Annotated in this window: 25 protein-coding genes; 11 read left to right on the top strand and 14 right to left on the bottom strand. The window is 68.8% G+C overall.

The genetic code is table 11. From position 1 onward, the window contains the following. Positions 1 to 53 precede the first annotated feature (53 nt). Complete coding sequence (locus tag C5O79_RS08455) at positions 54 to 965, bottom strand: LysR family transcriptional regulator (protein ID WP_047852152.1); 912 nt, start codon at positions 963 to 965, stop codon at positions 54 to 56. 99 nt (positions 966 to 1,064) lie between these two features. Here C5O79_RS08455 and mdlC point away from each other — a divergent pair, with 99 nt between their 5' ends. The 4 genes from mdlC (at position 1,065) to C5O79_RS08475 (ending at position 6,785) form a co-directional block, all read left to right on the top strand. Beyond that, positions 1,065 to 2,672, top strand: a complete 1,608-nt coding sequence (mdlC, locus tag C5O79_RS08460) for a benzoylformate decarboxylase (protein ID WP_047852151.1) — start codon at positions 1,065 to 1,067, stop codon at positions 2,670 to 2,672. Positions 2,673 to 2,710: 38 nt separating this feature from the next. After that, complete coding sequence (locus C5O79_RS08465; RefSeq protein ID WP_046544542.1) at positions 2,711 to 4,162, top strand: aldehyde dehydrogenase; 1,452 nt, start codon at positions 2,711 to 2,713, stop codon at positions 4,160 to 4,162. A 14-nt stretch (positions 4,163 to 4,176) separates the two neighbouring features. Further along, positions 4,177 to 5,121, top strand: a complete 945-nt coding sequence (locus tag C5O79_RS08470; RefSeq protein ID WP_122474285.1) for a 2-dehydropantoate 2-reductase — start codon at positions 4,177 to 4,179, stop codon at positions 5,119 to 5,121. A gap of 266 nt (positions 5,122 to 5,387) precedes the next feature. Continuing rightward, a complete protein-coding gene (locus C5O79_RS08475; protein ID WP_122474284.1) occupies positions 5,388 to 6,785 on the top strand; it encodes an MFS transporter in 1,398 nt (465 codons plus the stop codon). Between the two features lie 30 nt (positions 6,786 to 6,815). On the opposite strand, the gene kynA is transcribed toward C5O79_RS08475, so the two are convergent. The 3 genes from kynA to kynB all read right to left on the bottom strand — a co-directional run bounded on the left by kynA (position 6,816) and on the right by kynB (position 9,751). Next, a complete protein-coding gene (kynA, locus tag C5O79_RS08480) occupies positions 6,816 to 7,748 on the bottom strand; it encodes a tryptophan 2,3-dioxygenase (RefSeq protein WP_122474283.1) in 933 nt (310 codons plus the stop codon). Between the two features lie 79 nt (positions 7,749 to 7,827). Further along, on the bottom strand, positions 7,828 to 9,078 hold the full coding sequence (kynU, locus tag C5O79_RS08485; protein WP_122474581.1) for a kynureninase: 1,251 nt from the start codon (positions 9,076 to 9,078) through the stop codon (positions 7,828 to 7,830). Positions 9,079 to 9,109: 31 nt separating this feature from the next. After that, positions 9,110 to 9,751 carry an arylformamidase gene (gene kynB / locus C5O79_RS08490; RefSeq protein ID WP_046544547.1) on the bottom strand — a complete coding sequence of 214 codons (642 nt, stop codon included), beginning with the start codon at positions 9,749 to 9,751 and terminating at the stop codon, positions 9,110 to 9,112. A gap of 130 nt (positions 9,752 to 9,881) precedes the next feature. On the opposite strand from kynB, the gene C5O79_RS08495 reads away from it, so the two are divergent. Further along, the gene (locus C5O79_RS08495; protein WP_006477992.1) at positions 9,882 to 10,382 is read left to right on the top strand and encodes an Lrp/AsnC family transcriptional regulator; all 501 of its coding nucleotides are present in this window, start codon (positions 9,882 to 9,884) and stop codon (positions 10,380 to 10,382) included. Here the strand turns inward: C5O79_RS08495 and C5O79_RS08500 are convergent. The 3 genes from C5O79_RS08500 to C5O79_RS08510 all read right to left on the bottom strand — a co-directional run bounded on the left by C5O79_RS08500 (position 10,369) and on the right by C5O79_RS08510 (position 13,251). Then, entirely contained in the window at positions 10,369 to 10,878 is a 510-nt protein-coding gene (locus C5O79_RS08500) for a flavin reductase family protein (RefSeq protein WP_039368331.1), read from the bottom strand. The genes C5O79_RS08495 and C5O79_RS08500 overlap by 14 nt on opposite strands. A 304-nt stretch (positions 10,879 to 11,182) precedes the next feature. Next, the gene (locus C5O79_RS08505) at positions 11,183 to 11,848 is read right to left on the bottom strand and encodes a hypothetical protein (RefSeq protein WP_122474282.1); all 666 of its coding nucleotides are present in this window, start codon (positions 11,846 to 11,848) and stop codon (positions 11,183 to 11,185) included. Continuing rightward, positions 11,845 to 13,251 carry a selenium-binding protein SBP56-related protein gene (locus C5O79_RS08510; RefSeq protein WP_122474281.1) on the bottom strand — a complete coding sequence of 469 codons (1,407 nt, stop codon included), beginning with the start codon at positions 13,249 to 13,251 and terminating at the stop codon, positions 11,845 to 11,847. The genes C5O79_RS08505 and C5O79_RS08510 overlap by 4 nt, the downstream gene beginning before the upstream one ends. A gap of 579 nt (positions 13,252 to 13,830) precedes the next feature. Here C5O79_RS08510 and msrA point away from each other — a divergent pair. Then, on the top strand, positions 13,831 to 14,391 hold the full coding sequence (msrA, locus tag C5O79_RS08515) for a peptide-methionine (S)-S-oxide reductase MsrA (protein ID WP_046544550.1): 561 nt from the start codon (positions 13,831 to 13,833) through the stop codon (positions 14,389 to 14,391). 39 nt (positions 14,392 to 14,430) lie between these two features. Here the strand turns inward: msrA and C5O79_RS08520 are convergent, their stop codons facing one another. From C5O79_RS08520 to pdxH, 3 genes are all read right to left on the bottom strand, one after another. Continuing rightward, positions 14,431 to 15,720, bottom strand: a complete 1,290-nt coding sequence (locus C5O79_RS08520; protein ID WP_122474280.1) for a DUF72 domain-containing protein — start codon at positions 15,718 to 15,720, stop codon at positions 14,431 to 14,433. A gap of 23 nt (positions 15,721 to 15,743) precedes the next feature. Then, positions 15,744 to 16,964: a cyclopropane-fatty-acyl-phospholipid synthase family protein gene (locus tag C5O79_RS08525; protein ID WP_122474279.1), complete on the bottom strand. Its 1,221-nt coding sequence runs from the start codon at positions 16,962 to 16,964 to the stop codon at positions 15,744 to 15,746. Positions 16,965 to 17,085: 121 nt separating this feature from the next. Then, complete coding sequence (gene pdxH / locus C5O79_RS08530) at positions 17,086 to 17,730, bottom strand: pyridoxamine 5'-phosphate oxidase (protein ID WP_047852142.1); 645 nt, start codon at positions 17,728 to 17,730, stop codon at positions 17,086 to 17,088. A 128-nt stretch (positions 17,731 to 17,858) separates the two neighbouring features. Here pdxH and C5O79_RS08535 point away from each other — a divergent pair, with 128 nt between their 5' ends. After that, positions 17,859 to 18,716: a tRNA threonylcarbamoyladenosine dehydratase gene (locus tag C5O79_RS08535; protein ID WP_039368313.1), complete on the top strand. Its 858-nt coding sequence runs from the start codon at positions 17,859 to 17,861 to the stop codon at positions 18,714 to 18,716. 110 nt (positions 18,717 to 18,826) lie between these two features. Here the strand turns inward: C5O79_RS08535 and trxA are convergent, their stop codons facing one another. Together trxA and C5O79_RS08545 are read right to left on the bottom strand one after the other, a co-directional pair. After that, positions 18,827 to 19,675 (bottom strand): thioredoxin, encoded by an 849-nt coding sequence (trxA, locus tag C5O79_RS08540; protein WP_122474278.1) that lies wholly within the window; start codon positions 19,673 to 19,675, stop codon positions 18,827 to 18,829. Between the two features lie 52 nt (positions 19,676 to 19,727). Then, positions 19,728 to 20,609, bottom strand: coding sequence for a pirin family protein (locus C5O79_RS08545; RefSeq protein ID WP_122474277.1), 882 nt, complete (start codon positions 20,607 to 20,609; stop codon positions 19,728 to 19,730). Between the two features lie 243 nt (positions 20,610 to 20,852). Between C5O79_RS08545 and C5O79_RS08550 the strand changes: the two genes are divergently transcribed. After that, the gene (locus tag C5O79_RS08550) at positions 20,853 to 21,731 is read left to right on the top strand and encodes an EamA family transporter (protein ID WP_174242120.1); all 879 of its coding nucleotides are present in this window, start codon (positions 20,853 to 20,855) and stop codon (positions 21,729 to 21,731) included. 54 nt (positions 21,732 to 21,785) lie between these two features. Here C5O79_RS08550 and C5O79_RS08555 read toward each other — a convergent pair whose 3' ends face one another. Both C5O79_RS08555 and tsaE read right to left on the bottom strand, forming a co-directional pair. Then, on the bottom strand, positions 21,786 to 23,306 hold the full coding sequence (locus tag C5O79_RS08555) for an N-acetylmuramoyl-L-alanine amidase (RefSeq protein WP_046544557.1): 1,521 nt from the start codon (positions 23,304 to 23,306) through the stop codon (positions 21,786 to 21,788). Beyond that, complete coding sequence (tsaE, locus tag C5O79_RS08560; protein ID WP_122474275.1) at positions 23,288 to 23,842, bottom strand: tRNA (adenosine(37)-N6)-threonylcarbamoyltransferase complex ATPase subunit type 1 TsaE; 555 nt, start codon at positions 23,840 to 23,842, stop codon at positions 23,288 to 23,290. Before tsaE ends, C5O79_RS08555 begins: the two co-directional genes overlap by 19 nt. Before the next feature lie 17 nt (positions 23,843 to 23,859). Between tsaE and queG the strand changes: the two genes are divergently transcribed. The 3 genes from queG (at position 23,860) to xerD (ending at position 26,577) form a co-directional block, all read left to right on the top strand. Continuing rightward, on the top strand, positions 23,860 to 25,095 hold the full coding sequence (queG, locus tag C5O79_RS08565; protein WP_122474274.1) for a tRNA epoxyqueuosine(34) reductase QueG: 1,236 nt from the start codon (positions 23,860 to 23,862) through the stop codon (positions 25,093 to 25,095). Between the two features lie 64 nt (positions 25,096 to 25,159). Then, positions 25,160 to 25,627, top strand: a complete 468-nt coding sequence (locus C5O79_RS08570; protein WP_046544560.1) for a methylated-DNA--[protein]-cysteine S-methyltransferase — start codon at positions 25,160 to 25,162, stop codon at positions 25,625 to 25,627. Then, positions 25,627 to 26,577, top strand: coding sequence for a site-specific tyrosine recombinase XerD (gene xerD / locus C5O79_RS08575; protein WP_046544561.1), 951 nt, complete (start codon positions 25,627 to 25,629; stop codon positions 26,575 to 26,577). The genes C5O79_RS08570 and xerD overlap by 1 nt, the downstream gene beginning before the upstream one ends. The last annotated feature ends 36 nt before the right edge of the window (positions 26,578 to 26,613 follow it).

The following is a 26,613-nucleotide window of genomic DNA, read 5'->3' on the forward strand; positions in this document are numbered from 1 at the left end:
GCGTGCGGGTGGGGCGGGAGGGCGCGAACAGGCGGCCGGTGCGGAAAGTGCCGTCAGCGTCCTTCGCGCGTCAATGCGACGAGTTCCTCGAGCAGCTTGCCGGCCGGCCCCGGCAGGATGCCGTGGCGGCGCCGGAACGCGGTGAGCGTGCGCACCGCGACGACCTCGTGCACCGGCAGCGTGTCGATCGTACCGGCGCGCTGTTCGGCGCCGTACATCGGCTCGGCCATCCAGCTCAGGAAACCGGCATGCGCGACGAGGCTTTTCAGCGTCGTCACCGAACGCGTCTCGACCGCGATGTCGGGCAGCGCGAGCCCGTGTGCGTCGAAGGTCGCGCGCATGTGGTCGAACGGCGCGGTGCCGCGCGGCGGAATCGCCCAGCGCGCGTGCAGCGTGTCGGCGAGCGTCGGCGCGCGGCCGAGCGCGCGCAGCGGATGGTGCGGCGCCGCAACGATGTGGCTGCGATCTTCCCAGCGGCACTCGGGAATCGCGACGATCTCGTCGGTGTCGGGCCCGTGCGCGGACAGCGCGAGATCGATCTCGTGCTTGTTCAGCCCTTCCGCGAGCCGGTCCCACACGCCTTCGATGATCTCGACGCGCAGGTTCGGCCAGCGGTCGAGCACACGGCCCACCGCGACCGGCAGCACGAGGCTCGCGATGCTGCCCACCGTGCCGACCTTGATCGTGCCTTTCGCGAAGCCGCGCATCGCGTCGAGCTCCTCGCGCGCGTGCTCGGCCTCGTGCTGCAGCAGCGTCGCGTGCGGCAGCAGCGCCTCGCCGAACGCGGTGAGCTGCACGCCCTTCGAGTGGCGCTCGAACAAGGGCGCGCCGACCTGGTCCTCGAGCCGTTTCAGGATCCGGCTCAGCGCCGGCTGCGTGACGTGCAGCGCGTCGGCGGCACGGCCGAGGCTGCCGCACGAGACGATCGTCGTGAAGGCACGCAATTGTCGAAGATCGAAAGTCATGTCGGAACGGTATGGCTTATCGCAGAAAATACAGTATCCGAGAATGGCTTGCGCTTCGATACTGTGGAAACCGCCAAGCCATCGAGGAGACGCCCGAGCATGTCCGGCCATACGCCCCCTTCCGCCGCACCGATCACAGTTCGCGATGCGGTGATCGACCTGCTTCGCCAGTTCGGCATCGACCGCGTGTTCGGCAATCCCGGCTCGACGGAGCTGCCGATGTTTCGCGACTTCCCGGACGATTTCCGCTACGTGCTCGGCTTGCACGAAGCCGTCGTGGTCGGGATGGCCGACGGCCACGCGCAGGCCACCGGCAATGCGGCGGTCGTCAACCTGCATTCGGCGGCGGGCGTCGGCAACGCGATGGGCAATCTCTTCACCGCCTTCAAGAACCGCACGCCGCTGGTCGTCACTGCGGGTCAGCAGGCGCGCGCGATCCTGCCGTTCGACCCGTTTCTCGGCGCGACGCAGGCTGCCGAGCTGCCGAAGCCGTACGTGAAATGGAGCATCGAGCCTGCGCGTGCGCAGGACGTGCCGGCCGCGATCGCGCGTGCGTACCGCATCGCGATGCAGGAACCGCGCGGCCCCGTGTTCGTGTCGATCCCGGTCGACGACTGGGACCAGCCGGCCGACCGGCTGCCGCGCCGCGACGTCAGCAGCGTCGTGCGGCCCGACCCGGACGCGCTCGCGCGGCTCGGCGACACGCTCGACGCCGCGCGGCGACCCGCGTTCGTGGTCGGGGCGGCCGTCGATCGCGCCGGTGCGTGGGACGACGTCGTGCGGCTCGCCGAGCGGCACCGTGCGCGCGTGTACGTCGCGCCGATGTCGGGGCGCTGCAGCTTCCCCGAGGACCATCCGCTGTTCGCCGGCTTCCTGCCCGCGATCCGCGAGAAGATCGTCGCGCGGCTCGACGGGCACGACCTCGTGTTCGCGTTCGGCGCGCCCGCGTTCACCTATCACATCGAGGGCTTCGGCCCGCACGTGCCGCCGGGCGCGACGCTCGTGCAGCTCGTCGACGATCCGGGCATCGCCGCGTGGACGCCGTCGGGCGATGCGGTCGTCGGCAACCTGCGGCTCGCCGCGCGCGACCTGCTCGCGCGCCCGGCGCCGCCCGAGCGGCCGATGCCCGCGCCGCGGCCGCCGCGTGCGCGTGTCGAACCGCCGGCCGCCGGCGAGCGCATGTCGGTTGCGTTCGCGCTGCAGACGCTCGCCGACCTGCGCGATGCGCACGACATCGTCGTCGAGGAAGCGCCGAGCGCGCGGCCCGTGATGCAGGAACACCTGCCGTTCACGCGCAGCGGCACGTTCTACACGATGGACAGCGGCGGGCTCGGCTACGGGATGCCGGCCGCCGTCGGCGTCGCGCTCGCGCAGCCGGGCCGGCGCGTGATCGGGCTGATCGGCGACGGGTCGAGCCTGTATTCGATCCAGGCACTGTGGAGCGCCGCGCAACTGAAGCTGCCGATCACGTTCGTGATCCTGAACAATCGCCGCTATGCGGCGCTGCAGGATTTCGCGCCGGTATTCGGCTTCGGTCCGGGCGACCCCGTGCAAGGCACCGATCTGCCGAACCTGGATTTCGTCGCGCTCGCGCAAGGGATGGGCTGCCGCGGCATACGCGTGAGCGAGGCCACGCACCTGCGCGACACGCTGACCGACGCGCTGCGTGCGGCGACGCCGGTCGTCGTCGAAGTCGAGATTGCCTGAATTACGTGATGCGCGACGCGCGTCCTTCCGGAGATTCCATGCAAACCGTATCGATGCTGATCGGCGGCGAACGCCGTCATTCGTCCAGCGGCGCGACCTTCGTGCGCCGCAACCCGCTCGATGGCGAAGTCGCGTCCGAAGCGCCCGCGTGCACCGTCGACGATGCGCGCGCGGCGGCCGACGCGGCCGCCCGAGCGTTTCCCGGTTGGGCCGCGCTCGGCCCCGGCGCACGCCGCGCGCTGCTGCTGAAGGCGGCCGCCGCGCTTGAAGCGAAGCACGAGCAGTTCGTCGCCGCGATGGCGGCGGAGACGGGCGCGTCCGCGCTGTGGGCCGGCTTCAATGTGCATCTCGCCGCGAGCGGGCTCGTCGAAGCCGCATCGCTGACCACGCAAATCGGCGGCGAGCTGATCCCGTCCGACGTGCCCGGCTCGCTCGCGATGGGCGTGCGGCAGCCGGCCGGCGTCGTGCTCGGCATTGCACCGTGGAATGCGCCGGTGATCCTCGCGACGCGCGCGCTCGCGCTGCCGCTCGCGTGCGGCAACACGGTCGTGCTGAAGGGCTCGGAGCTGTGTCCCGTCACGCACGGTCTGATCGTCGAGGCGTTGCAGGAAGCGGGGCTGCCGCCGGGTGTCGTCAATTTCGTGACGAACGCGCCCGAGGATGCGGGCACGATCGTCGATGCGTTGATCGCGCATCCGGCCGTGCGCCGCGTGAATTTCACGGGCTCGACGCGTGTCGGCAGGATCGTCGCCGAAGCCTGCGCGCGTCACCTGAAACCGTCGGTGCTGGAGCTCGGCGGCAAGGCGCCGTTCGTCGTGCTCGACGATGCCGATCTCGACGCCGCAGTGGCGGCGGCGGCGTTCGGCGCGTTCGCGAATTCCGGGCAGATCTGCATGTCGACCGAACGCATCGTCGTCGACGCATCGATCGCCGATGCGTTCGTCGCGAGGATCGCCGACAAGGCCGCGTCGCTGCCGCTCGGCGATCCTCGCCAAGGGCCGGTCGTACTCGGTTCGCTGATCGACATGAAGGCCGTCGAGCGCTGCAACGCGCTGATCGACGATGCGCTCGCGCACGGCGCGACGCTCGTATGTGGCGGCAAGGCCGACAGCACGCTGTTCCCGGCCACGCTGCTCGACCATGTGACGCCCGCGATGCGCATCTATGCCGAGGAGTCGTTCGGCCCGGTGAAGGGTATCGTGCGCGTCGACGGCGAGGATGCCGCGATCCGTTGCGCGAACGACAACGCGTTCGGGCTGTCGTCGGCCGTGTTCAGCCGCGACGTCGCGCGTGCGATGCGCGTCGCGGCCCGCATCGAATCGGGCATCTGCCACGTGAACGGCCCGACCGTGCACGACGAGGCGCAGATGCCGTTCGGCGGCGTGAAGGACAGCGGCTTCGGTCACTTCGGTGGCAAGGCAGGCATCGCGGCGTTCACGGACCTGCGCTGGATCACGGTGCAGACCGCACCGCGCCACTATCCGTTCTGACGAGGCCGACGACGATGAGGATTGCGATTCTGGGCGCCGGCGCGATGGGCTCGCTGTTCGGCGGGCTGCTGGCTGAAAGCGGCGAGGCCGTCACGCTGATCGACGTGAACGACGCGCACCTCGATGCGATTCGCCGCGACGGATTGCGCATCGACGACGATCGTGGTGAACGACGCATCCGGACGTTGCAGGCCGTGCGGCCGGAAGTGGCGAATGCGGATGCGGCCGCATCGCCCGATGCATCGTTCGACTTGCTGATCGTATTCACGAAATCGCTGCATACGCGTACCGCGCTCGACGGCGTGCGCGCGCTGCTCGAGCAGGCCACGCACGTGCTGACGCTGCAGAACGGGCTCGGCAACGTCGAGACGCTGAATGCGTTCGTGCCGCTCGAACGCATCCTGGTCGGCGTGACGACGTGGCCGGCCGACGCCGCGGGGCCGGCGCACGTGCGCTCGCACGGCGCGGGCACGATCCGCATGATGACGGCCGACGGCGCGGCGCGCCCGTTCGCGGCGACGGCGGCCGAAACGCTGTCGCGCGCGGGGCTCGCGTGCACGCTGGATACCGACGTATGGGCCGCGATCTGGGAGAAGGTCGCGTTCAATGCGGCGCTCAACACGCTGTGCGCGGCGACGGGCTGCACGGTCGACCAGCTCGGCAATCATCACGACGGGCCGCGGCTCGCGCGCGCGATCGCGGCCGAGGTGGCCTCCGTCGCCCGCGCGAAGGGCATCGCGGTCGACGGCGAGCGTATCGCGCGCAACGTCGAGCATGCGATCCGCGCGCATCGCGGGCATCGCCCGTCGATGTTGCAGGACGTGCTCGCGGGCCGCCGCACGGAAATCGAGGCGATCAGCGGCAAGGTCGTCGCGGCCGCGAGCGAAGAGGGTGTCGCGGTACCGCACGCCGAGACGCTGCTTGCGCTGGTTCGGCTGATCGACGCACGGATCAACTGAGCACCAGGCTGGCGGCGCGGCTTGCGCCGCACGACGAGACGAGCGCGTCGCGCGCAGGCGATGGCGCCCGATCGGAGCGGGTTGGACGAGACACCGGAGCCGGCGCCGATGCGTCGACACCGGCCGCCTGCGCAGCACGAGATCCGGGCACGCGCCACCGCGCCAGCCCGGGCAACCGGAGACACCATGAACGCCATCGAATGCCGTTGTCTTGCCGCGCGCCGCTCGCGCATGTTGCCGCCTGAGCGCGGTACACGGGAGGTCGCATGAGCACGCGCGACGGATTGCTCCCTCCGTCCGTCGACATCGGCGCGGCGCTCGACGACGGGCCGTTCACGACGATGCAGCGCTGCGTGGTGCTGCTCGCCGCGCTCGCGATCGTGCTCGACGGCTTCGACGGCCAGCTGATCGGCTTCGCGATTCCGGTGCTGATCCGCGAATGGGGCATCACGCGTGGCGCGTTCGCGCCGGCGGTGGCGGCCGGGCTGATCGGGATGGGCATCGGCAGTGCGTGCGCGGGGATCGTCGCGGACCGCTTCGGCCGCCGCCAGGCCGTGATCGGCAGCGTGTTCCTGTTCGGCATCGCGACCTGCGCGATCGGTTTCGCACCGGACGTCACCGCGATCGCGGTGCTGCGCTTCGTAGCAGGCCTCGGGATTGGCGGCGCGCTGCCGACGGCCACGACGATGACGGCCGAATACACGCCCGCGCGGCGTCGCACGATGATGGTGACCGCGACGATCGTCTGCGTGCCGCTCGGAGGGATGTTGGCCGGCCTGTTCGCGCACGAGATGCTGCCGCGCTACGGCTGGCGCGGGCTGTTCTTCGCGGGCGGCGCGTTGCCGCTCGTGCTCGGCTTCGTGCTCGTGCGTGCGCTGCCCGAATCGCCGCGCTATCTCGCGCGGCGCCCCGCGCGCTGGCCGGAACTCGGCGCGCTGCTCGCGCGGATGGAGCGGCCCGTCGCGCCGGGCACCGCTTTCACCGACACGAGGGACGCACGCACCGCAGGCGGCCGCGGCGGCTTCGGCGCGCTGTTCGCGAGCGGCCAGGCGCGCGACACGATCGCGTTGTGGTGCGCGTTCTTCATGTGCCTGCTTGCCGTGTATGCGGCGTTCAGCTGGCTGCCGACGATGCTGGCGGCAAGCGGGCTGAGCGTGTCGGTCGCGGGGACGGGGCTCACCGCGTACAACCTCGGCGGCGTGATCGGTGCGCTGTTGTGCGCGTGGACGATCGCGCACGCCGGGTCGCGCTGGCCGCTCGTGCTGTGCAGTATCGGCGGCGCGGCGAGTGCGGTGTGGCTGATGGGTGTGGATGCGGGCCGCCACACGGGCTGGCTGATCGTCGGGCTCGGCCTGCACGGACTGTTCGTCAACGCGGTGCAGTCGACGATGTACGCGCTCTGTGCGTACATTTACCCGACGGCCGTGCGCGCGACGGGCACCGCGAGCGCACTCGCGTTTGGCCGGCTCGGCGCGATCCTCAGTGCGTTCGCGGGCGCGATCGTGATCACCACGGGCGGCGCCACGGCCTATCTGACGATGCTGGCGATCGCGATGGGAATTGTCTGCGCCGCGCTGCTCGTCGTGCGACGGCATATCCCGCGACTGTCGCACGCGGCCATGCAGCCGCGCGAAGGGGAGAAGCTGGCCCGCACGTCGTCGTGACGGCGGGCGGGCCCGGTGGCGAGTGGTGCGTTACAGCGTGGTGCGCACGTGCCAGAGCTCGGGGAACAGCACGACGTCGAGCATCTTGCGCAGGTACGGCGCACCGCTGGTGCCGCCCGTGCCCTGCTTGAAGCCGATGATGCGCTCGACGGTCGTCACGTGACGGAAGCGCCACTGGCGGAACGCATCCTCGAGATCGACGAGTTCCTCGGCCATCTCGTAGAGTTCCCAGTGCTGCTGCGGGTGACGGTACACCTCGAGCCACGCGGCTTCGACCGTTTCGTCGTGCCGGGTCAGCTGGGTCCAGTCGCGCTCGAGCCGCTCCGCCGCGATCGGGAAGCCACGCCGCGCGAGCAGGCGCACGACTTCGTCGTAGAACGACGGCGCCTCGAGCGTCGCACGCACCTGTTCGAGGATGTCGGGCCGGTGCGCATGCGGCTGCAGCATCTGCACGTTCTTGTTGCCGAGCAGGAATTCGAGTTGCCGGTACTGATAAGACTGGAAGCCCGATGATTGCCCGAGATACGGGCGCATCGCCGAATATTCGGACGGCGTCATCGTCGACAGCACGTTCCACGCCTGCACCAGTTGCTCGAGGATGCGCGACACGCGTGCGAGCATCTTGAACGCGGGCGGCAGCGCGTCGGTGCGCACCGCGTCGAGGGCGCCGCGCAGCTCGAACAGCGCGAGCTTCATCCACAGCTCGCTCGTCTGATGCTGGATGATGAACAGCATCTCGTTGTGATCGGGCGACAGCGGATGCTGCGCGTCGAGGATCGAATTCAGCGACAGGTAGTCGCCGTAGCTCATCGATTTCGAGAAATCGAGCTGCGCGTTGTGCCAGCCGGCATCGCCAGGCACGTGCGATGCTTCGTGCGCGGCCGGGGCCGCTTGTGCCGAATGCGCGGCGCGTGCGCCCGAGAACGGGCAGCCCGCCGGTGCGTCGCCGCCGGGTGGCTGCATATGACCAGAATTCACGACTCTCTCCAGATTTGAATGACGGGGGCGCGGCGCGCGGCTCGCGCGCGCCGGGCAAGGCCGATCAGGTCACCGCGCCGCGCTCGGCGAACTCGGGCGCCTTCCATGCGTCGGTGGCGAGAATGTCGCGCAGCGTCTCGACGGCATCCCACACGTCGGCGAAGCGCGTATAGAGCGGCGTGAAACCGAAGCGCAGCACGTACGGCTCGCGGTAGTCGCCGATCACGCCGCGCGCGATCAGCGCCTGCATCACTTCGTAGCCGTGCGGATGCTCGAAGCTCGCCTGCGAGCCGCGCTGGTGATGCGCGCGCGGCGTGACGAGCTTCAGCGACAGGCCCGCGCAGCGTGCTTCGACGAGCGCGATGAACGCGTCGGTCAGCGCGAGCGACTTGCGGCGGATCGCGTGCATGTCGGTCTGCAGGAACACGTCGAGCCCGCATTCGACCATCGACATCGACACGATCGGCTGCGTGCCGCACAGGAAGCGTGCGATGCCCGGATCGGGCGCGAAGCCGGGCTGCATCGCGAACGGTGCGCGGTGGCCCCACCAGCCGGACAGCGGCTGCGAGAAGTGCGCGTGATGACGATGCGGCACCCACACGAAGGCGGGCGAACCGGGGCCGCCGTTCAGGTACTTGTACGTGCAGCCGACCGCGCCGTCCGCGCGTGCGCCGTTCAGGTCGACCGGCACCGCGCCGGCCGAGTGCGCGAGATCCCACAGCATCAGCCCGCCGGCGTCGTGCACGAGTTGCGTGACGGCCGGCATGTCGTGCATGTAGCCGGTGCGGTAGTTCACGTGCGTGATCATCGCGACGGCCGTGTCCGCGCCGAGGGCGCCGGGAAGGTCGGCCGGGTCGTCGATCAGGCGCAGTTCGTAGTCGCCGCCGAGCTGCTCGATCAGCCCCTGCGCGATATACAGGTCGGTCGGGAAGTTCGAGCGCTCCGACACGATCACGCGGCGTTCGGGCGCGCGCTCGGCCTGGTGGCGCACCATCGCCGACAGCAGCTTGAACAGGTTGATCGAGATCGTATCGGTCACGACCGTTTCGCCGGGCGCGCCGCCGATCAGCGTCGCGAGCTTGTCGCCGAGACGGCGCGGCAGCGCGAACCAGCCGGCCGTGTTCCAGCTGCGGATCAGGCCTTCGCCCCATTCGGCGTCGATCACCTGCAGCGCGCGGGCGGCCGATGCGCGCGGCTGCGCGCCGAGCGAGTTGCCGTCGAGGTAGATCACGCCTTCGGGCAGGGAGAACTGGTCGCGCAGCGGGGCGAGCGGATCGTCGCGGTCGAGCGCGAGCGCGTCTTCACGGGTCTTGATCATCATGATGTGAGGTCGTCAGTCGGGGTAATCAGGCGGCACGCGCGGGCAGCGCGCGCAGCACCGCGCGCACGGGGCTCGCGTCGAGCGTCGCGAATTTCAGCGGCAGTGCGATCAGTTCGTAGTCGCCGGGCGGCACATCGTCGAGCACGATGCCTTCGAGGATTGCCATCCGGTGCGCGCGCACGCGGTGATGTGAATCCATCGTCTTCGATTCCTGCGGGTCGAGCGACGGCGTATCGATGCCGATCAGCTTCACGCCGTGCGCGGCGAGCAGGTCGACGGTCTCGGGCGCGACCGCGCAGAAGTGGCTGTCCCACTCGTCGACGCTGGCGCGCGCACAGGTGCGCAGCAGCACGCGCGGCGGTACGCCGTCGAGCGCGGCCGCGACGTCGGCCGGCTGCACGACCGGCGATGCGCCGATGCAATGGATCACGCGGCACGGGCCGAGGTAGGTGTCGAGCGGCACGGCGCCGATCGGCGCGCCGTCGGCGTCGTAGTGCAGCGGCGCGTCGCAGTGCGCGCCCGTGTGCGGCGACAGCGTCAGGCGCGCGACGTTGACCGGCGAGCCGGCCTCCATCCGCCACACGCGTTCGACGGAAACCGGCGTATCGCCCGGCCACACGGGGGTGGCGGGGCTGACAGGCGGCGAGATGTCCCAGAGGGTGTCCATGGCATGACGATTCGGTGAGTCGGTCCTTCGAATGATAGGTGGACGCTCGTAGAAAGTGCTTGCGAAATAAACATGGACAATCCGCCGGATTGGCAGATAATTCGACTCAGAGGGAAAACGGGGACCAAAAATGCACGCGATCACGCTCGATGCCACCGACTGCCGGATTCTGGCGGTACTGCAGGAAGAGGGCAGAATCAGCAATCTCGACCTGGCGGAACGGATTTCGCTTTCGCCATCCGCCTGTCTGCGCCGCATGCGCCTGCTCGAGGAGCAGGGCGTGATCGAGCACTATCGCGCGTGCCTGAGCCGCGAGAAGCTCGGCTTCGAGCTCGAGGCGTTCGTTCAGGTGTCGATGCGCAACGAAGAGAATCAATGGCACGAGCGCTTCGCGGAAGCGCTGCGCGAATGGCCGGAGGTGGTCGGCGCGTTCGTCGTGACGGGCGAAAGCCACTATCTGCTGCGCGTGCTCGCGCACAACCTCAAGCACTATTCGGATTTCGTGCTGAACCGGCTCTACAAGGCGCCGGGCGTGATGGACATCCGTTCGAACATCGTGTTGCAGACGCTGAAGGATGAAGCCGGCGCGCCGGTCGGGCTGGCGCGCACGGGGGCGATCAAAGCGGTGTAAGACCGTGGAAGCCGCCGCCGTGGAACACGAGCGGCGGTGCCGTGTCGGATTCCGCGCGCACGCCGCAGCGCTCCACTTCACCGACGAAGATCACGTGGTCGCCTTCATCGTAGCGGCTGCGGTTGTGGCATTCGAACCACGCGAGCGCGCCGTCGAGCACGGGCATCCCCGAGTTGCCGGCCGCATGCGCGATCCCTTCGAAGCGATCGCCCTTGTAGGTCGAGAAGCGCTTGCACAGGTCGAGCTGCGATGCCGCGAGCACGTTCACCACGTAATGGCTGTTGCCGCGGAACACGGGCGTCGACGCCGATTTGTGCGCGAGGCTCCACAGCACGAGCGGCGGATCGAGCGACACCGAGTTGAACGAGCTGGCGGTGATGCCGATCAGCTGGCCGGACGGCGCGCGCGTCGTGATCACCGTTACGCCCGTGGCGAACTGGCCGAGTGCTTGCCGGAAGGCGGCCGAGTCGAAATCCGGAGGATTGGCGTGGCTCATCGCGCGGCCATCCGGAACGAGACGGGCGGGCGCGGCGCGACGCGGGCAGGGCGGGCACGGCGGACGAAAGGCAACAAGGCGGTCGAGGAGGAAGGGGTGCGCATGGCCCGATTTTAGCGGAATCGGGGCCGCCGGGCCCGGCCAGACGGCGCATTGCGGGGGCAGGGTGACGTAGCGAACACTGCGGCGTGCTGCCTGATCCGCAATGGCACGCTGCCGGCACGGCCGTTGTGTCGCGTCATTCGTGCGGGTCCGCCGCGCCGCCCGGCACCCCTGCTCGAACTCGGCCGCAGGTCCCCCCGCACTATCGCGCCGCCGCCAGCCCGAGCGACAATGCGCCCGTCACGATCAGGCTCGACGCCCACACCGCGTCGAGATTGAACCAGCTCCGCGATACGAACTTCAGCCCGAGATAGCGGTACACGAGCCACGCGAGCCCGCCGCCGGCGCCGATCATGGCGACGGCATGCACGGCCGCGACGACGAGCGCCATCCCGAGATGCGCATCGACGAGCGTGGCCGCCGCGCGATGGCCGGCGTCCTGGTCGAGCCCGCACAGCCCCAGGTAGATCGGTACCAGCATCAGCCCCGCGCCATGCGCGATCGCGACCGCGAACGACCACAGGCCGAGCCGCGCGGGCGGAATCCGCGCAAGCGCCCGCGGATGCCGGCGCCGGATCAGCAGCACGGCGCCGAAGCCGATCACGAGCGCGCTCGCGCCGATCCGGATCGCCGTTTGCCACGCGAGCAGCGCGGCGAGCAGCCCGAACGGCAGCATCACCGCGAAGACCGCGAGCGCATGGCCGAGCGCGAGATAGCCGAGCGCCGCGACGAGCGCGCCGCCGCGGCGCGTCATCAGCGCGTTCGACACCGCGAGCGGCCAGCCCATCGCGGGGTTGAGCCCGTGATACACCCCGCTCGCGAGCACGGCCGCCCACAGCGCGAACGGGGCGTGCAAGCCGGGGTTCAACGCTTGACCGACGGATAGCAGAACGAGTCGGTCGAGCAGTCGCCGCCTTCGAGCCGGATCTGGTGCGCGCGATAGCCGTCGGGGAACTCGACCCAGTAATCGTCGGCGAGCGTCAGCCCGCCTTCCGGCCCCACATGCGCGAGCACCTGCGCGCCCGGCACGCCGTCCGGATAGAACTGGTCGTCCCATGTCGAATAGAGCGAGTTCGTCCAGTACACGCGCTTCCCGTCGCGGCTGATCTCGACCATCTGCGGGCCGCCCGCGAACGTGCGGCCGTTCGAGTGCGGCGCGCGGCGCGCGATGCCGCCGATGCGGACCGACCCCGCGAGCACCGGGTTGTGCGGGTCCGACACGTCGTACTGGCGCATCTCGCCGGTGCCCCAGCAGGACACGTAGAGGAAGCGATCGTCGAGCGACAGGTCGATGTCGGTCACGAGCGGCGGCACCGCGCCGAATCCCTTGAGCAGCGGCGGCAGTTCATCGGCCGCGGCCGGCTCGGCGGGAATCGTCGCGGTCTTCTTCACATGGAACTTGCCGCCTTCGCGCCACCACGTCCAGATCGAGCCTTCGAGATTGGTCGTGTCGACCACGACGCCGACGAACCCGTATTCGCGCGCCGGGTCGTGCGCGGGCCGCACTTCGAGCGCCATCTGGTGCTGCGCGCCGAGATCGATCGTCTGCACGTTGCGACGCGCGTGCAGGTCCCAGAAATGCAGCCGGTGCCCGTATTTGTTCGCGAGCAGATCCTCGGGCACGATCCCGTTCTCGAATTGCGGCGGCAGCGCCCATTCGCTCGACACCATGTAGTCGCGCGGCAGGTTCCACCAGAAGTCGTAATGCTTGTCCTGCGGGCCGCGATCGATCTCCCAGCGGCCGAGCACGTCGAAGGTTTCGCAATCCATGATGAAGATGCCGGGCGCGCCGTCGGTGCCGTCCTTGCCCGCGCCGCCGAGTGTGCTCACGTAGATGCCCTCGGGCCCGCAATGAACGGTGTGCGGTCGCGAATAGCCGGTCTTCGAGAAGACCTCGTCGGGCTCGATGATCTTGTGGATGCGCGCCTGCGTCGGATGCGGCTTCGTGTCGATCACGTAGATGCGCGACGAGCGCAGGCCGGGGATGATCAGGAAGCGGCGTTCGAGGAACGCATGGCCGGTCAGCGGCGACAGCGACGACGAACAGGCATTCCAGCCGAAGTGGTGAAACTCGTCGCCGGTGTTCGGCATCGTCACCGTATGTACGATTTTTCCGTAGGTCGACGAGCCGGGCTTCACGTCGATCACGGCGAGCGCGTCGGGTCTGGAAAAATCGGGGCTCAGCAACAACGTATAGGCAAACGCTTCCGGCGGCGCCTGCATCGCAAGCTCCGGCGAAGCGTGAAACGTCGGGTCAGGCCGCATGCTCATGGTGATGCCCTCTCGATGGTGTCGGATCGTGGTCGCACGGCCGTTCGTTGCGGGTGTGCGAGTCGGGGTTGCCGCACGGCGCGCATCACGCCGGCGGGAGCGATCGGCAGGCGGATGCACGCGTCGGTGAGCGTGCGACGCCGTGCATCAGATCGTGAAAGCGGAAAGACGCGGTGTGCCGGATCGCCGCGCGCGGAGCGAGGCGGATGCGTGGCAAAGGGGTGAGGCAATCGAAGCCGCGGCCCGCGACGCGGCGACGTCCGGGCGAGTGACGCGGGTGATGTCTGTTAAGGCATGCATAGCGATGTTCCGGCAGATGATGTTTGCATCAGGGTCGGGCATGCATCGGGCGCGTTGCTCGGGACAGCGGGTTTGCCGCCGCGCTCGCGCGTGCCTAAGTGTAGTCGAGAAAACGGGCGGCCGGTCGCGCGCGGCACCTGTGCACTCTGTCAGGTTCGCGCGCGAGTGAGATACTTGCCGAAGTGCCGTTGCGACCCGCACGCGGGTGGCAGCGGCGAGACGGAACGGTGGCGCCGGCAGATGCGCGCCGGTTGCCGACATCAACGAGGGACTGATTTCATGGTGAACGAGATGCTTGAAACCGCGACATTGGGAGGCGGGTGTTTCTGGTGCACGGAGGCGGTGTTTCTCGACGTCGACGGCGTGACGGCCGTCCAGTCGGGCTACGCGGGCGGCCATACGCGCAATCCCGGCTATCGCGATATCTGCGAGGGCGACACGGGCCACGCGGAAGTCGTCAACGTGACGTTCGATCCGGCACGCATCGGCTATCGCGAGATCCTCGAGATCTTCTTCGCGACGCACGATCCGACCCAGTTGAACCGGCAGGGCAACGACGTCGGCACGCAATACCGTTCGGTCGTGTTCACCCATTCGGACGCGCAGCGCGACACGGCGCTCGACGTGATCCGCGAACTGGAGCGCGAGCAGGTGTTCGGGCAGCCGATCGTCACGCAAGTCGTGCCGCTCGACGACAACTACTGGCCGGCCGAGGATTATCACCAGAACTACTATGCGCGTAACCCGGGGCAGGGCTACTGCTCGGTCGTGATCGGGCCGAAGCTCGCGAAATTCCGGCAGAAGTTCTCGCACCGTCTGAAGTCGCTGCGCGGCGCGTAAACGCGACCACGTCCGGCGCAAGCCGGTATCAGGCGGGTATCAAGCCGCCTCGTTGCGCCACTGCGCGCACGCGGCGGCGATTTCGCGCGCAAGCGCGATGCACGACAGCGGCGCGGATCCTTCCGCCTTGTTGTTGATCGTGATGATCACCGGCTGCCCGGCCAGCGCATAGCGCGCGGCCAGTTCGGCGAGCGCCGAGCGCGTGGCCGGATCCTCGTCGACGAGCTTGTCGAACGGCTCGTACTTCGCTTTCGCCTGTTCATATTTGAAGCCGCCGTGCAGGCTCCAGCGCACGATCAGCGGGCCCGGCGCGTCGCCGTCGAGCAGCGCGAGCGCGGCCGCCTGGCGCAGCGGGTCGGGCATCCGCGCGTGCAGGCCGACGCAGTAGCGCACGCCGAGCGCGGCGAGCGCGCGGATGAAGCGCGGCGTGAGCAGGCTCGCGTCGCGAATCTCGATCGCGTAGCGGGTGCCGTCGGCTTCCGGCGGCAGCGGCGGCAGCGCCGCGAAAAACGCGGTGAGCCGGTCGATCAGTTCGGCCGGCTGCGCGAGCAACGCGTCGGGCAGTGGCGAGAACTGGAACACGAGCACGCCGGCTTTCCGGCCGAGCCCTTCGACGCACGGCTGCACGAATTCCCGGGTGGCGAGATCCGCGTCGAGGAAGGTCGGGTTCGGTCCAGACGGTTCGCCGCGCCGGCCCCGGATCACCGCGTCGGTCACGGAGGCCGGCGCCTTCACGACGAAGCGGAAATCGTCGGGCACCTGCTGCGCGTAGCGCAGGTAGTCGGCCACCGACAGCGGGCCGTAGAACGACCGGTCGAGGCTCACGCTCTTCAGCAGCGGATGCGCGCCGTACGCTTCGAGCCCTTCGCGCGAGAGTTTCGTCTGAGCAAAATCGCCGTCGTAGACGATGCCGTCCCAGCCCGGGAAGGTCCACGACGACGTGCCGAGCCGGACGTTCGGCGGCAGGCCGGCCGCTGCGTCGGCCACATCCGGCGCGATCGGCGCGGGCAGCACGCCGCGCCGGCGCCGGCCTTTCTTCGGCGGCTCAGCGGGCGGGGACGGCTCGTCCCACAGCAGGCCGGAAGCGGCGGGCGGTGTTTCGTCTGAAGAACGGGTGCGGGTGCGCGGTGCCGGCTGAGCGTCGTCAGGCGCGTCCGGGTTCACCTGTCCGTCGGAATCGGCAGGCGGGCCATCGTTGTCGGGCGACGCGCGTGCAGCGTCGGCCGGCACGCCGAACAGGTCGAATTGCCCGTCGGCGTGCGGCGCGTCCGCATCGTCGTGCTGTCGTCGTTCCGGCGGCGCCTTGCGCCGCGTCCTGCCGTCACCCATGCATGCCCAGCGTGAAGCGCCGCCTAGCGCGGCAGCGCGTGTTCGTACATATAGCGCCGCGACCACGGCAGCGTTTTCGCACTCTGCCCGGCCTTGCGGCACACGATCTGGAAGATCGACACGTCGTCGTGCTCGAACGCATACGCGCAGCCGGCGAGATACACGCGCCAGATACGGAATTTTTCGTCGTCGACGAGTTGTCGCGCGGCGTCGGCCTTCGCCTCGAAGTTTTCCGTCCAGATATCGAGCGTGCGCGCATAGTGCCGCCGCAGGCTTTCGACGTCAATCGCCTCGAGCCCGCCGCGCTGTGCGGCTTCCAGCGCGAGGCTGATGTGCGGCAGCTCGCCGTCCGGGAACACGTAGCGGTCGATGAACTCGCCGCCGCCGAGTGCCGTCTCGCCGCTTTCCGCGTCGGTGGACGTGATGCCGTGGTTCATCGCGATGCCGTCGTCGGCGAGCAGGTCGTGGATGCGCGAGAAATAGAGCGGCAGATTCTTGCGCCCGACGTGCTCGAACATACCGACGCTCGTGATGCGGTCGAACTGGCCGTCGATCTCGCGGTAGTCCTGCAGCCGGATCTCGATCCTGTCTTCCAGCCCGGCGGCCTTCACGCGCGCGGTCGCGAGGTCGAACTGGTTCTGCGACAGCGTGACGCCGAGGCACTGCGCGCCGAACTGCTGCGCGGCACGCAGCACGAGCGCACCCCAGCCGCAGCCGATGTCGAGCAGGCGCTGGCCGGGCTGAAGCCGGATCTTCGTGAGGATGTGGTCGATCTTCTTGATCTGCGCGGTGGCGAGATCCTCGTCGCCGTTCTCGAAGTACGCGCACGAGTACACCATGTTCTCGTCGAGCCACAGCTTGTAGAACTCGTTCGAGACGTCGTAGTGATACTGGATCGCCTTCTTGTCGGTGCTCTTCGAGTGATTGAAGTAGCGCTTCACGCGCGCCAGCTTGCTCGCGCTCGTCACCGTGCTGCGCGCGAGCGAGTAGCCGATGTTGATGATGTCCGACAGCTTGCCCTCGATGTCGATCTTGCCCTTCACGTACGCCTCGCCGAGATTGTCGAGGCTCGGTTCGAGCAGGAGCGGCAACGCCGACGCGCTGTTGACCTTCAGCGTGACCTGCGGCGCGCTGAAGGTGCCGAAATCGAGTTGATCGCCGTTCCACAGCACGAGGCGCGCCGGTATGTTCGCTTTCGCCCGTACTTCGTCCGCCCACTGTGCCAGCTTCTTTTCCCAGAACATTTGGATTCTCCGTTTGTTCGTTGAATCGAATACAGCCAAGTATCTTGACCGGCGCCCGCCGCTTGCGAGGCGGGCGCCCGAATGCAACACGAGACACGACCGGCGCGCGCCGGCGCCGCGCTTAAGGCGACAGGCGCGAAATCGACCAGCCTTGCGCCGTACCGGCGTCGCGCGTGTAGAGCAGGCGGTCGTGCAGCCGCGACGGGCGGCCCTGCCAGAACTCGATCGAGTCGGGCACGAGGCGGTAGCCGCCCCAGTGCGGCGGGCGCGGCGGGTTGTCGCCGTAGCGTTCGCTGACGGCCTTTTCCTGCGCTTCGAGCGTCGCGCGGCTGTCGATCACCGCGCTCTGCTCCGACGCCCAGGCGCCGATGCGCGAGCCGAGCGGGCGCGACGCGAAATAGCGGTCGCTTTCTTCTGCGCTGGTTTTCTCGATCCGGCCTTCGATGCGCACCTGGCGCTCGAGCTCGATCCAGTAGAACAGCAGCGCGGCCTGCGGGTGCGCGGCAAGATCGCGCCCCTTGCGGCTTTCGTAATTGGTAAAGAAGACGAACCCGCGTTCGTCGACGCCCTTGATGAGCACGATGCGTGCCGACGGCCGGCCGTCGTCGCCGACGGTCGCGAGCGTCATCGTGTTCGGCTCGGGCAGCTTGGCGGCGAGCGCCTCCTTGAACCAGCGGTCGAACTGGGCGAAGGGGTCGTGGGCGACGTCGGCTTCGTCGAGCGAAGCACGTGAGTAATTGATGCGGAGATCGGCGAGAGTCGTCATGTTATGCAAACGCTTCAATCTGGAACCATTGTAGCCAACGCGCAGGAAACGTGCGTGCACAGTGGCGCTTGCGAGCGAGGAGTTCAGGCAAAATAGAGGGCTGCACGACTTACGTTTTCCTTGCTGCCATGTCCGTCGCCGACGCTGCCCCGCCCAGTTCCTCTGATCTTACCCCGACCCCGGAAATCCAGCTTGACGTGGATCGCGCGCGGCGTTTCGGCGGCGTGGCGCGCCTGTACGGCGCGCCGGCCGCCGCCGCGTTCGAGCGCGCGCACGTCGCGGTGATCGGGATCGGCGGCGTCGGGTCGTGGGTGGCCGAGGCGCTCGCGCGCAATGCGGTGGGCACGCTGACGCTGATCGACCTCGACAACGTCGCCGAAAGCAATACGAACCGGCAGATCCACGCGCTCGACGGCAATTACGGCAAGCCGAAGGTCGACGCGATGGCCGAGCGGATCGCACTGATCGATCCCGCGTGCCGCGTGAACCGGATCGAGGATTTCGTCGAGCCCGACAACTTCGACGCGCTGCTCGGCGGCGGCTTCGACTACGTGATCGACGCGATCGACAGCGTGCGTACGAAAGTTGCGCTGATCGCGTGGTGCGTCGCGAAGCGCCAGCCGCTCGTCGTGGTCGGCGGGGCGGGCGGCCAGCTCGACCCGACGCGCATCCGGATCGACGATCTCGCGCTGACGATCCAGGATCCGCTGCTGTCGAAAGTGCGCGCGCAATTGCGCAAGCAGCACGGGTTTCCGCGCGGGCCGAAGGCGCGTTTCAAGGTCAGTGCCGTGTATTCGGACGAGCCGTTGATCTATCCGGAAGCGGCCGCCTGCGACCTCGAGGACGGCGCCGAGCCGTCCGCGGCCGCGCACGTCGCGGGGCTCAACTGCGCAGGGTTCGGTTCGAGCGTGTGCGTGACCGCGAGCTTCGGCTTCGCGGCCGCCGCGCATGCGCTGCGCGCGATCGCGGCGCAGGCAGCCGGCTGAGCCGCTGCACACCGCAGTCGTCGAGGAGTGCTGCGGCGCGTGACACGCGCCGTGCGTAACGTGGTGATCCGGCAGCCGGGCCGTTGCAGCCCGGCCGGTGTCACGTCAGTTCAGTTGAGCGCCATGCTCAGTTTGCGTCGCCACCCCGCGACGAGGTCGGGGCGATCGCCGGCCAGCTCGAACACCGAGATCAGCGTGCGGCGGCCGAGATCGTCGCCGTATGCGCGGTCGCGTGTGACGATTTCCAGCAACTGCTCCACCGCGCCTTCGTACGCGCGCCGCGCGATCAGGCTCTGCGCGAGGTCGAAGCGCGCATCGAGGTCGGCCGGGTTCGCCGCGATGCGCGCTTCGAGCGCATCGGTCGGCGGCAGGTCGGCCGTGGCTTCGAGTGCGTCGAAACGGGTCTTGATCGCCTGGTAGCGCGGGTCGCCGTTCTGCACGGTCTGCGGCGACAGGCGCTCGGCCTCGGCACGCGCGGCGTTGACCTGGTTGTTCGCGAGCAGCAGTTCGATCAAATCGAGGCGTGCGTCGTCGAAACCCGGGTTCAGCGCGAGCGCCGCCTCGAGGTGCGTGAGTGCGTCGTCGTAGCGCGCCTCGTCCATCGCATACTGCGCGGCACGCCGTTCGGCTTCCTCGGGCGCCGGCAGCAGCCGGTCGAGGAACGCGCGCAGCTGGCCTTCGGGCAGCACGCCGACGAACTGGTCGACGGGGCGCCCGTCGGCGAACGCGATCACGTGCGGGATGCTGCGCGTCTGAAAGTGCGCGGCGAGTTCCTGGTTCTCGTCGACGTTGACCTTCACGAGCTTCCAGCGGCCTTCGTAGTCGCCTTCGAGCTTTTCCAGCAGCGGGCCGAGCGTCTTGCAGGGGCCGCACCACGGCGCCCAGAAGTCGACCAGCACGGGTGCGTCCAGCGACGCCTCGATGACGTCTTTCTCGAATGTGGCAAGCGTGGTGTCCATGGCGTTCTCTTCGGTTCGAATGTCGTCAGGATGGGGGCGACGCGCCCCTTTTTCAACGCGGCTTCGACTCGGGCAGCGGAATCCACTCGGTCTCGCCCGGCACCTTGCCCATTTCCTGGCGCGTCCAGGCTTCTTTCGCGCGCTCGATCGCTTCGCGGCTGCTGGCGACGAAATTCCATTCGATGAAGCGCTCGCCGTCGATCTTGTCGCCGCCGAGCAGCATCGCGCGCGCGCCGCCGGCGCTCGTCAGCGTGACCGCGGCGCCGGGCGCGAGCACGGCCATCTGCTCGGCCGGCACCGGCGTGCCGTCGATCGCGAACTCGCCGTCGACCACGTAGACCGCGCGCTCCTCGTGCGACGCGTCGAGTGCGAGACGGCCGCCGGCCGCGAATTCGGCCGCGACGTACAGCGTGCGCGAGAACGTCGTGACCGGCGAGCGCAGCCCGAACGCATCGCCGGCGATCACCGTCAGCGCTACGCCGTCCTCGTCGCGCTTGGGCAGCGTGTCGGCTGCATGATGCTCGAACGACGGCTCGGTCGTCTCGTGCGCCTGCGGCAGCGCGACCCAGGTCTGGATCCCGTGCACGGTGTGGCCGTTTTCGCGCTGCGCGTCGGGCGTGCGCTCGGAGTGGACGATGCCGCGGCCGGCCGTCATCCAGTTCACGTCACCCGGCACGATCTCCTGCAGCGAGCCGAGACTGTCGCGGTGCAGGATCGCGCCGTCGAACAGGTAGGTGACGGTGGCGAGGCCGATATGCGGATGCGGGCGCACGTCGAGCCCCGTGCCGGGCGGCAGCGTGGCAGGCCCCATGTGATCGAAGAAAATGAACGGGCCGACAAGGCGTGCGGCGAGTGCGGGCAGCGTGCGGCGCACCTGCAGGTTGCCGATGTCGCGCACGTGCGGCTTCAGCAGGGCTTTGATCGGAGCGGTCATGGCGGATCCTGTGGGGCGGCGGGGGATGCCGGTCATTGTACTGGCCGTCCGCCGCCGATTCCATGTGCGCCGCGCGGGTATCGGGGCGGGGGCTGAAACCCGGTAGACTGATCGACTTCTCGGGAAAACGCCGGGCCGCCCCGGTTTTTCCGCCCCGAAAGAAGGTCTCTCGGGGCCCGACGCGAAGCGACAGGGCCCGAGCGCACCTTGCACGACAATCCGACAATCGAGGAGACGCCGATGATGGCCCCGAAGGACTTGCTGCTTGCGCTGGTCGTGATCCTGGCGTGGGGCGTGAACTTCGTCGTGATCAAGGTCGGCCTGCACGGCATGCCGCCGATGCTGCTCGGCGCGCTGCGCTTCACGCTCGCGGCCGTGCCCGCGGTGTTCTTCGTGCGCCGGCCGCAGATTCCGTGGCGCCTGCTGGTGCTGTACGGCGCGACGATCCAGCTCGGCCAGTTCGTGTTCCTGTTCACCGGCATGTACGTCGGCATGCCGGCCGGCCTCGCGTCGCTCGTGCTGCAGTCGCAGGCATTCTTCACGCTCGTGTTCGCGATGTTGTTCCTCGGCGAGCGGCTGCGTGTGCAGAACCTGCTCGGTCTTGCGATCGCCGCGGGCGGGCTCGTCGTGATCGCGGCGCAGGGCGGCCGCGCGATGACGCTCGCGGGCTTCCTGCTGACGATCTGCTCTGCCGCGATGTGGGCGTTCGGCAACATCGTCACGAAGAAGGTCGGCAAGGCGAACCTGGTGTCGCTCGTCGTCTGGGCCAGCCTCGTGCCGCCCGTGCCGTTCTTCCTGCTGTCGCTGTGGTTCGAAGGGCCGCAACGGATCGCGACCGCGCTGGCCGGGCTGAACGGCTCGTCGATCTTCGCGGTCGTCTATCTCGCGTTCGTCGCGACGCTGCTCGGCTACGGGCTGTGGAGCCGCCTGCTGTCGCGCTATCCGGCCGCGCAGGTCGCGCAGTTCTCGCTGCTGGTGCCGATCGTCGGTCTCGCGTCGTCGGCGCTGCTGCTCGACGAGCATCTGACGCGCGCGCAACTGATCGGCACGGCGCTCGTGATGGGCGGACTCGCGGTGAACGTGTTCGGCGGGAAACTGGAGCGCCGTTTTGCGGCGTCGTGACGCGCCGGCACGCACTGCGTGCCGGCGGCGGGGCGGGGTGGCCGGGTTCGGCCGTCAGGCCATCCGGCTCTTCGCGAGCGGCGGATTCGCGGCGAAATAGCGCTTGATGCCGCGGAAGATCGCGTCGGCCATCTGGTCGCGATAGCCGTCGTCGTTCAGCCGGCTCTCTTCTTCCGGGTTGCTGATGAAGGCCGTCTCGACGAGGATCGACGGAATGTCGGGCGCCTTCAGCACCGCGAACCCTGCCTGCTCGACCGAGCCCTTGTGCAGCTTGTTGATGCCGCCGACTTCCTTCAGCACGTAGTTGCCGTAGCGCAGCGAGTCGCGGATCTGCGCGGTCGTCGACATGTCGAACAGCGCGCGGTTCACGGCCGCGTCCGCCGTCTTGATGTTGATGCCGCCGATCAGGTCGGACGAATTTTCCTTGTTCGCCATCCAGCGCGCCGCGGCGCTCGTCGCGCCGTGGTCGGACAGCGCGAACACCGACGAGCCGCGCGCGGACGGCGTCGTGAAGGCGTCGGCATGGATCGACACGAACAGGTCGGCGCCGACGCGGCGCGCCTTCTGCACGCGCACGTTCAGCGGCACGAAGAAGTCGGCGTCGCGCGTCATCATCGCGCGCATGTTCGGCGCGCCGTCGATCTTCGCGCGCAGCTTCTTCGCGATGTCGAGCGCGATGTGCTTCTCGTACGTACCGCCACCGCCGATCGCGCCCGGATCCTCGCCGCCGTGGCCCGGATCGATCGCCACCGTCAGCAGGCGCACGGTGCTGCCCTTGCCGGATTTCGGCGCGGTGAACTTGTAGGTGTCGCCATCGTCGTCGCTGTCGTCGCGGCGCGCGATGACGGGCGGCGGCTTGACGGCCGGCTTCGTGGGTGTCGAAGGAGTGGCGGGCGACGTGTGCGGCGTGGCCGGCGTGTTCTGCGCGAAGCGCTGGAAGAACGCGTCGCTGTTGTCGCCCGCGGCGGGCGGCGGGGTGCCCGGGCCGGCCAGCGTGGTCGGCGGCTGCATCTGCTGCGCGCGCGCGGTGTCGTTGAGCGCCTGTTCCTTGCGTTCCGTCTGCGCGATCAGGTCGGACAGCGGATCGGGCGCCACGGCCGGATACAGGTCGAACACGAGCCGGTACTTGTAGGTGCCGACCGGCGGCAGCGTGAACACCTGCGGCTTCACCGAACCTTTCAGGTCGAACACCATCCGCACGACGTGCGGCTGATACTGGCCGACGCGCACCGACTGGATCTGCGGATCGTTCGGCGCGATCTTCGACACGAGGTCGCGCAGCGCCTGGTCGAGGTCGAGGCCGGTCAGGTCGACCACGAGACGGTCGGGACCCTGAAGCAGCTGTTGGCTATTCTGCAGCGGCTGGTCGGATTCGATCGTGACGCGCGTGTAATCGCGTGCGGGCCACACGCGCACGCCGAGCACCGACGACGCGTGCGCGAGCCGCGGTGCGACGAGACCGAGCACCAGCGTCGACGCGCCCGCGCACAGGATCTGGCGGCGCCGCCAGTTGTGCGTCGCGGTGGCCGCCGATTCGATCGAGCGGAACGGTTTGATCAACATCTTTCGAGACATGCCTTTCCTGAAGCGCTGTACGCCCGGACGGTGAGGGCGCGGCCGTCGCCATCCACGTCGAGCGAGAAAACCAGATCGGGTACGCCGAGCAGCATGCCCGCCTGTTGCGGCCATTCGACGAGGCAGATCGCGCTGGAATTGAAATATTCGCGAAAGCCTGCGTCGGACCATTCGGCCGGATCGTTGAAACGATACAGATCGAAGTGATAGACCTCGAGTTCCCCATCGTCGCGTTCGAGCGCGTACGGCTCGACGAGCGTATAGGTCGGGCTGCGCACGCGCCCCGTGTGGCCGAGGCCGCGCAGGATCGCGCGGACGAGGGACGTCTTGCCCGCGCCGAGATCGCCGACCAGCTGGATCTGCAGCCCGTCGAACGCATGCGCGCGGGCGAGCTCGGTGCGCGCCTCGTCGAGCGCGTGCGCGAAGCGGGTGCCGAAGGCCTCGGTCGCCGTTTCGTCGGCGAGCGCGATCACACGCTCCGCGAGCGGGGCGGGCAGCGTGGCGTCGTGAGGCGGATGGCTGGGCGTGGCTGGCATTCTCGTAAAATAGTGCGATGAACCGATTACCGGAACTCGCCGCATCCGACAGGCCTTCGACTCGTGCCGAAGGCGCGGCACCGTGCGCGCTCGACGATGCGGCGTTGACTGCGCTCGCCGCGCGCATCAGGGCGTGGGGGCGCGAATTGGGTTTCGGGGCGATCGGCATCAGCGATGCCGATCTCTCGGATGCCGAAGCTGGCCTCGCCGCCTGGCTGGAAGCCGGATACCACGGCGAAATGGATTATATGGCGAAACATGGGATGAAACGCGCGCGTCCGGCCGAACTTGTGGCCGGTACGCGACGCGTGATCTCCGCGCGGCTCGCCTATCTGCCGGCCGAAACGCTCGCCCCCGACGCGGCTGAAAGCGAGCCGGGCGCGCTCGCACTGCACGACTGGCGCGCGCGCGAACGGGCCCGGCTCGACGATCCGCAGGCGGCCGTCGTATCGATCTACGCACGTGGCCGTGACTATCACAAGGTGCTGCGCAACCGCCTGCAGACGCTCGCCGAGCGCATCGAGCAGGAGATCGGCGCGTTCGGCTACCGTGTGTTCACCGATTCGGCGCCCGTGCTCGAGGTCGAGCTCGCGCAGAAGGCCGGCGTCGGCTGGCGCGGCAAGCACACGCTGCTGCTGCAGCGCGATGCGGGCTCGCTGTTCTTCCTCGGCGAGATCTACGTCGACGTTCCGCTGCCGACCGACGCGCACACGTCCCCCGGCACCGCGCCCGAGACGCCCGGCGCGCACTGCGGCAGCTGCACGCGCTGCATCGACGCCTGCCCGACCGGTGCGATCGTCGAGCCGTACCGCGTCGATGCGCGCCGCTGCATCTCGTACCTGACGATCGAACTGAAAGGCAGCATCCCCGAGCCGCTGCGGCCGATGATCGGCAATCGCGTGTACGGCTGCGACGATTGCCAGCTCGTGTGCCCATGGAACAAGTTCGCGCAGGCCGCGCCCGTCGCCGATTTCGACGTGCGTCACGGCCTCGATCGCGCGACGCTCGTCGAGCTGTTTGCGTGGGATGCGGACGCGTTCGATACGCGGATGCAGGGCAGTGCGATCCGGCGTATCGGCTACGAAAGCTGGTTGCGCAATCTCGCGGTCGGGCTCGGCAACGCGCTGCGCGCGGACGCGGGCCGGCTCACGCCGCAGGCGCGCGACGCGATCGTCGCCGCGCTGCGCGCGCGGGCCGACGATCCGTCGCCGATCGTGCGCGAGCATGTCGAATGGGCGCTGCGTGCCGCGTGAAGGCGGCGTAAAGTGTCGTCGGCGCGCGGTAGTGCCGCGCGCATCCATCGGTCAGGAGAGGGCCATGTTCAATGCAGTCGTCGACGCCCCGTTCGGCAAGGTCGGCATCCGCACGGACGCCGCGGTGGTGCGCGAGATCGTCTATCTGCCCGAATCGGTGAAGTCGGTCGATCCGGATTCGCCGCTCGCGAAGCGTGCGGTCAAGCAGATCGAACGTTATTTCGAGCGTGCGTCGGCGCGCTTCGACCTGCCGCTCGCCGAAGTCGGCAGCGCGTTCCAGCACCGCGTGTGGGATGTGATCAGCGATATTCCGCCCGGCACGGTGCTGACCTACGGGCAGGTCGCGAAGCGGATCGGCAGCGCGCCGCGCGCGGTGGGCCAGGCCTGTGGCGCGAATTACTTTCCGCTCGTGATTCCGTGCCATCGCGTCGTCGCGGCGGGCGGACTCGGCGGCTTCGCGAACCACGACGACAACGGTTATTACCAGAAAGTGAAGCGCTGGCTGCTGGCGCATGAAGGCGTACCGTACTGATGAGTGAATCGCTGATTTCCCCCGAAGCCGACGGCGATGCCGCCGCGGCGTCACCCGCGCTGCTCGCGAGCCGCGCGTCGATCGACGTGTTTTGCGATGCACTGTGGCTCGAGCACGGGCTTGCGCGTAACACGCTGGACGCGTATCGGCGCGACCTGGTGCTGTTTTCACAATGGCTGGCGGACACGCACGACGCGTCGCTCGATTCGGTCGACGAAGCGATGGTGACGGGCTACATCGCCGCGCGCAGCGACGGCAAGGCCACATCGTCGAACCGGCGGCTGTCCGTGTTCCGGCGCTATTACGGCTGGGCCGTGCGCGAGCATCGCGCGAGCGCCGATCCGACATTGCGGATCACGTCCGCGAAACAGGCGGCCCGGTTTCCGTCGACGCTGTCGGAGGCGCAGGTCGAGGCGCTGCTCGGCGCGCCCGACATCGGCACGCCGCTCGGCCTGCGCGATCGCACGATGCTCGAGCTGATGTATGCGAGCGGGTTGCGCGTGAGCGAACTCGTGATGCTGAAGACCGTCGAGGTCGGGCTCAACGAGGGCGTGGTGCGCGTGATGGGCAAGGGCTCGAAAGAGCGGCTCGTGCCGTTCGGTGAAGTCGCGCAAGGGTGGATCGAGCGCTACCTGCGCGAGGCGCGGCCGGCGCTGCTCGGTGCGCGCGCGGCCGACGCGCTGTTCGTGACCGCGCGCGGCGACGGGATGACGCGCCAGCAGTTCTGGAACATCATCAAGCGCCATGCGCAGCACGCGGACGTGCGCGCACATCTGTCGCCGCATACGCTGCGGCATGCGTTCGCGACGCACCTGCTGAACCATGGTGCCGACCTGCGCGTCGTGCAACTGCTGCTCGGCCACAGCGATATCTCGACCACGCAGATCTATACGCACGTTGCACGCGAGCGCCTGAAGACGCTGCATGCGCAACACCATCCGCGCGGTTAGCGCATCCGGCGCGGCGCCGCCCGCGCCACGTGCGAC

Origin of the sequence: Burkholderia sp. SRS-25 (assembly GCF_004343765.1) — a bacterium.
Classification (GTDB): Bacteria; Pseudomonadota; Gammaproteobacteria; order Burkholderiales; family Burkholderiaceae; genus Burkholderia; species Burkholderia contaminans.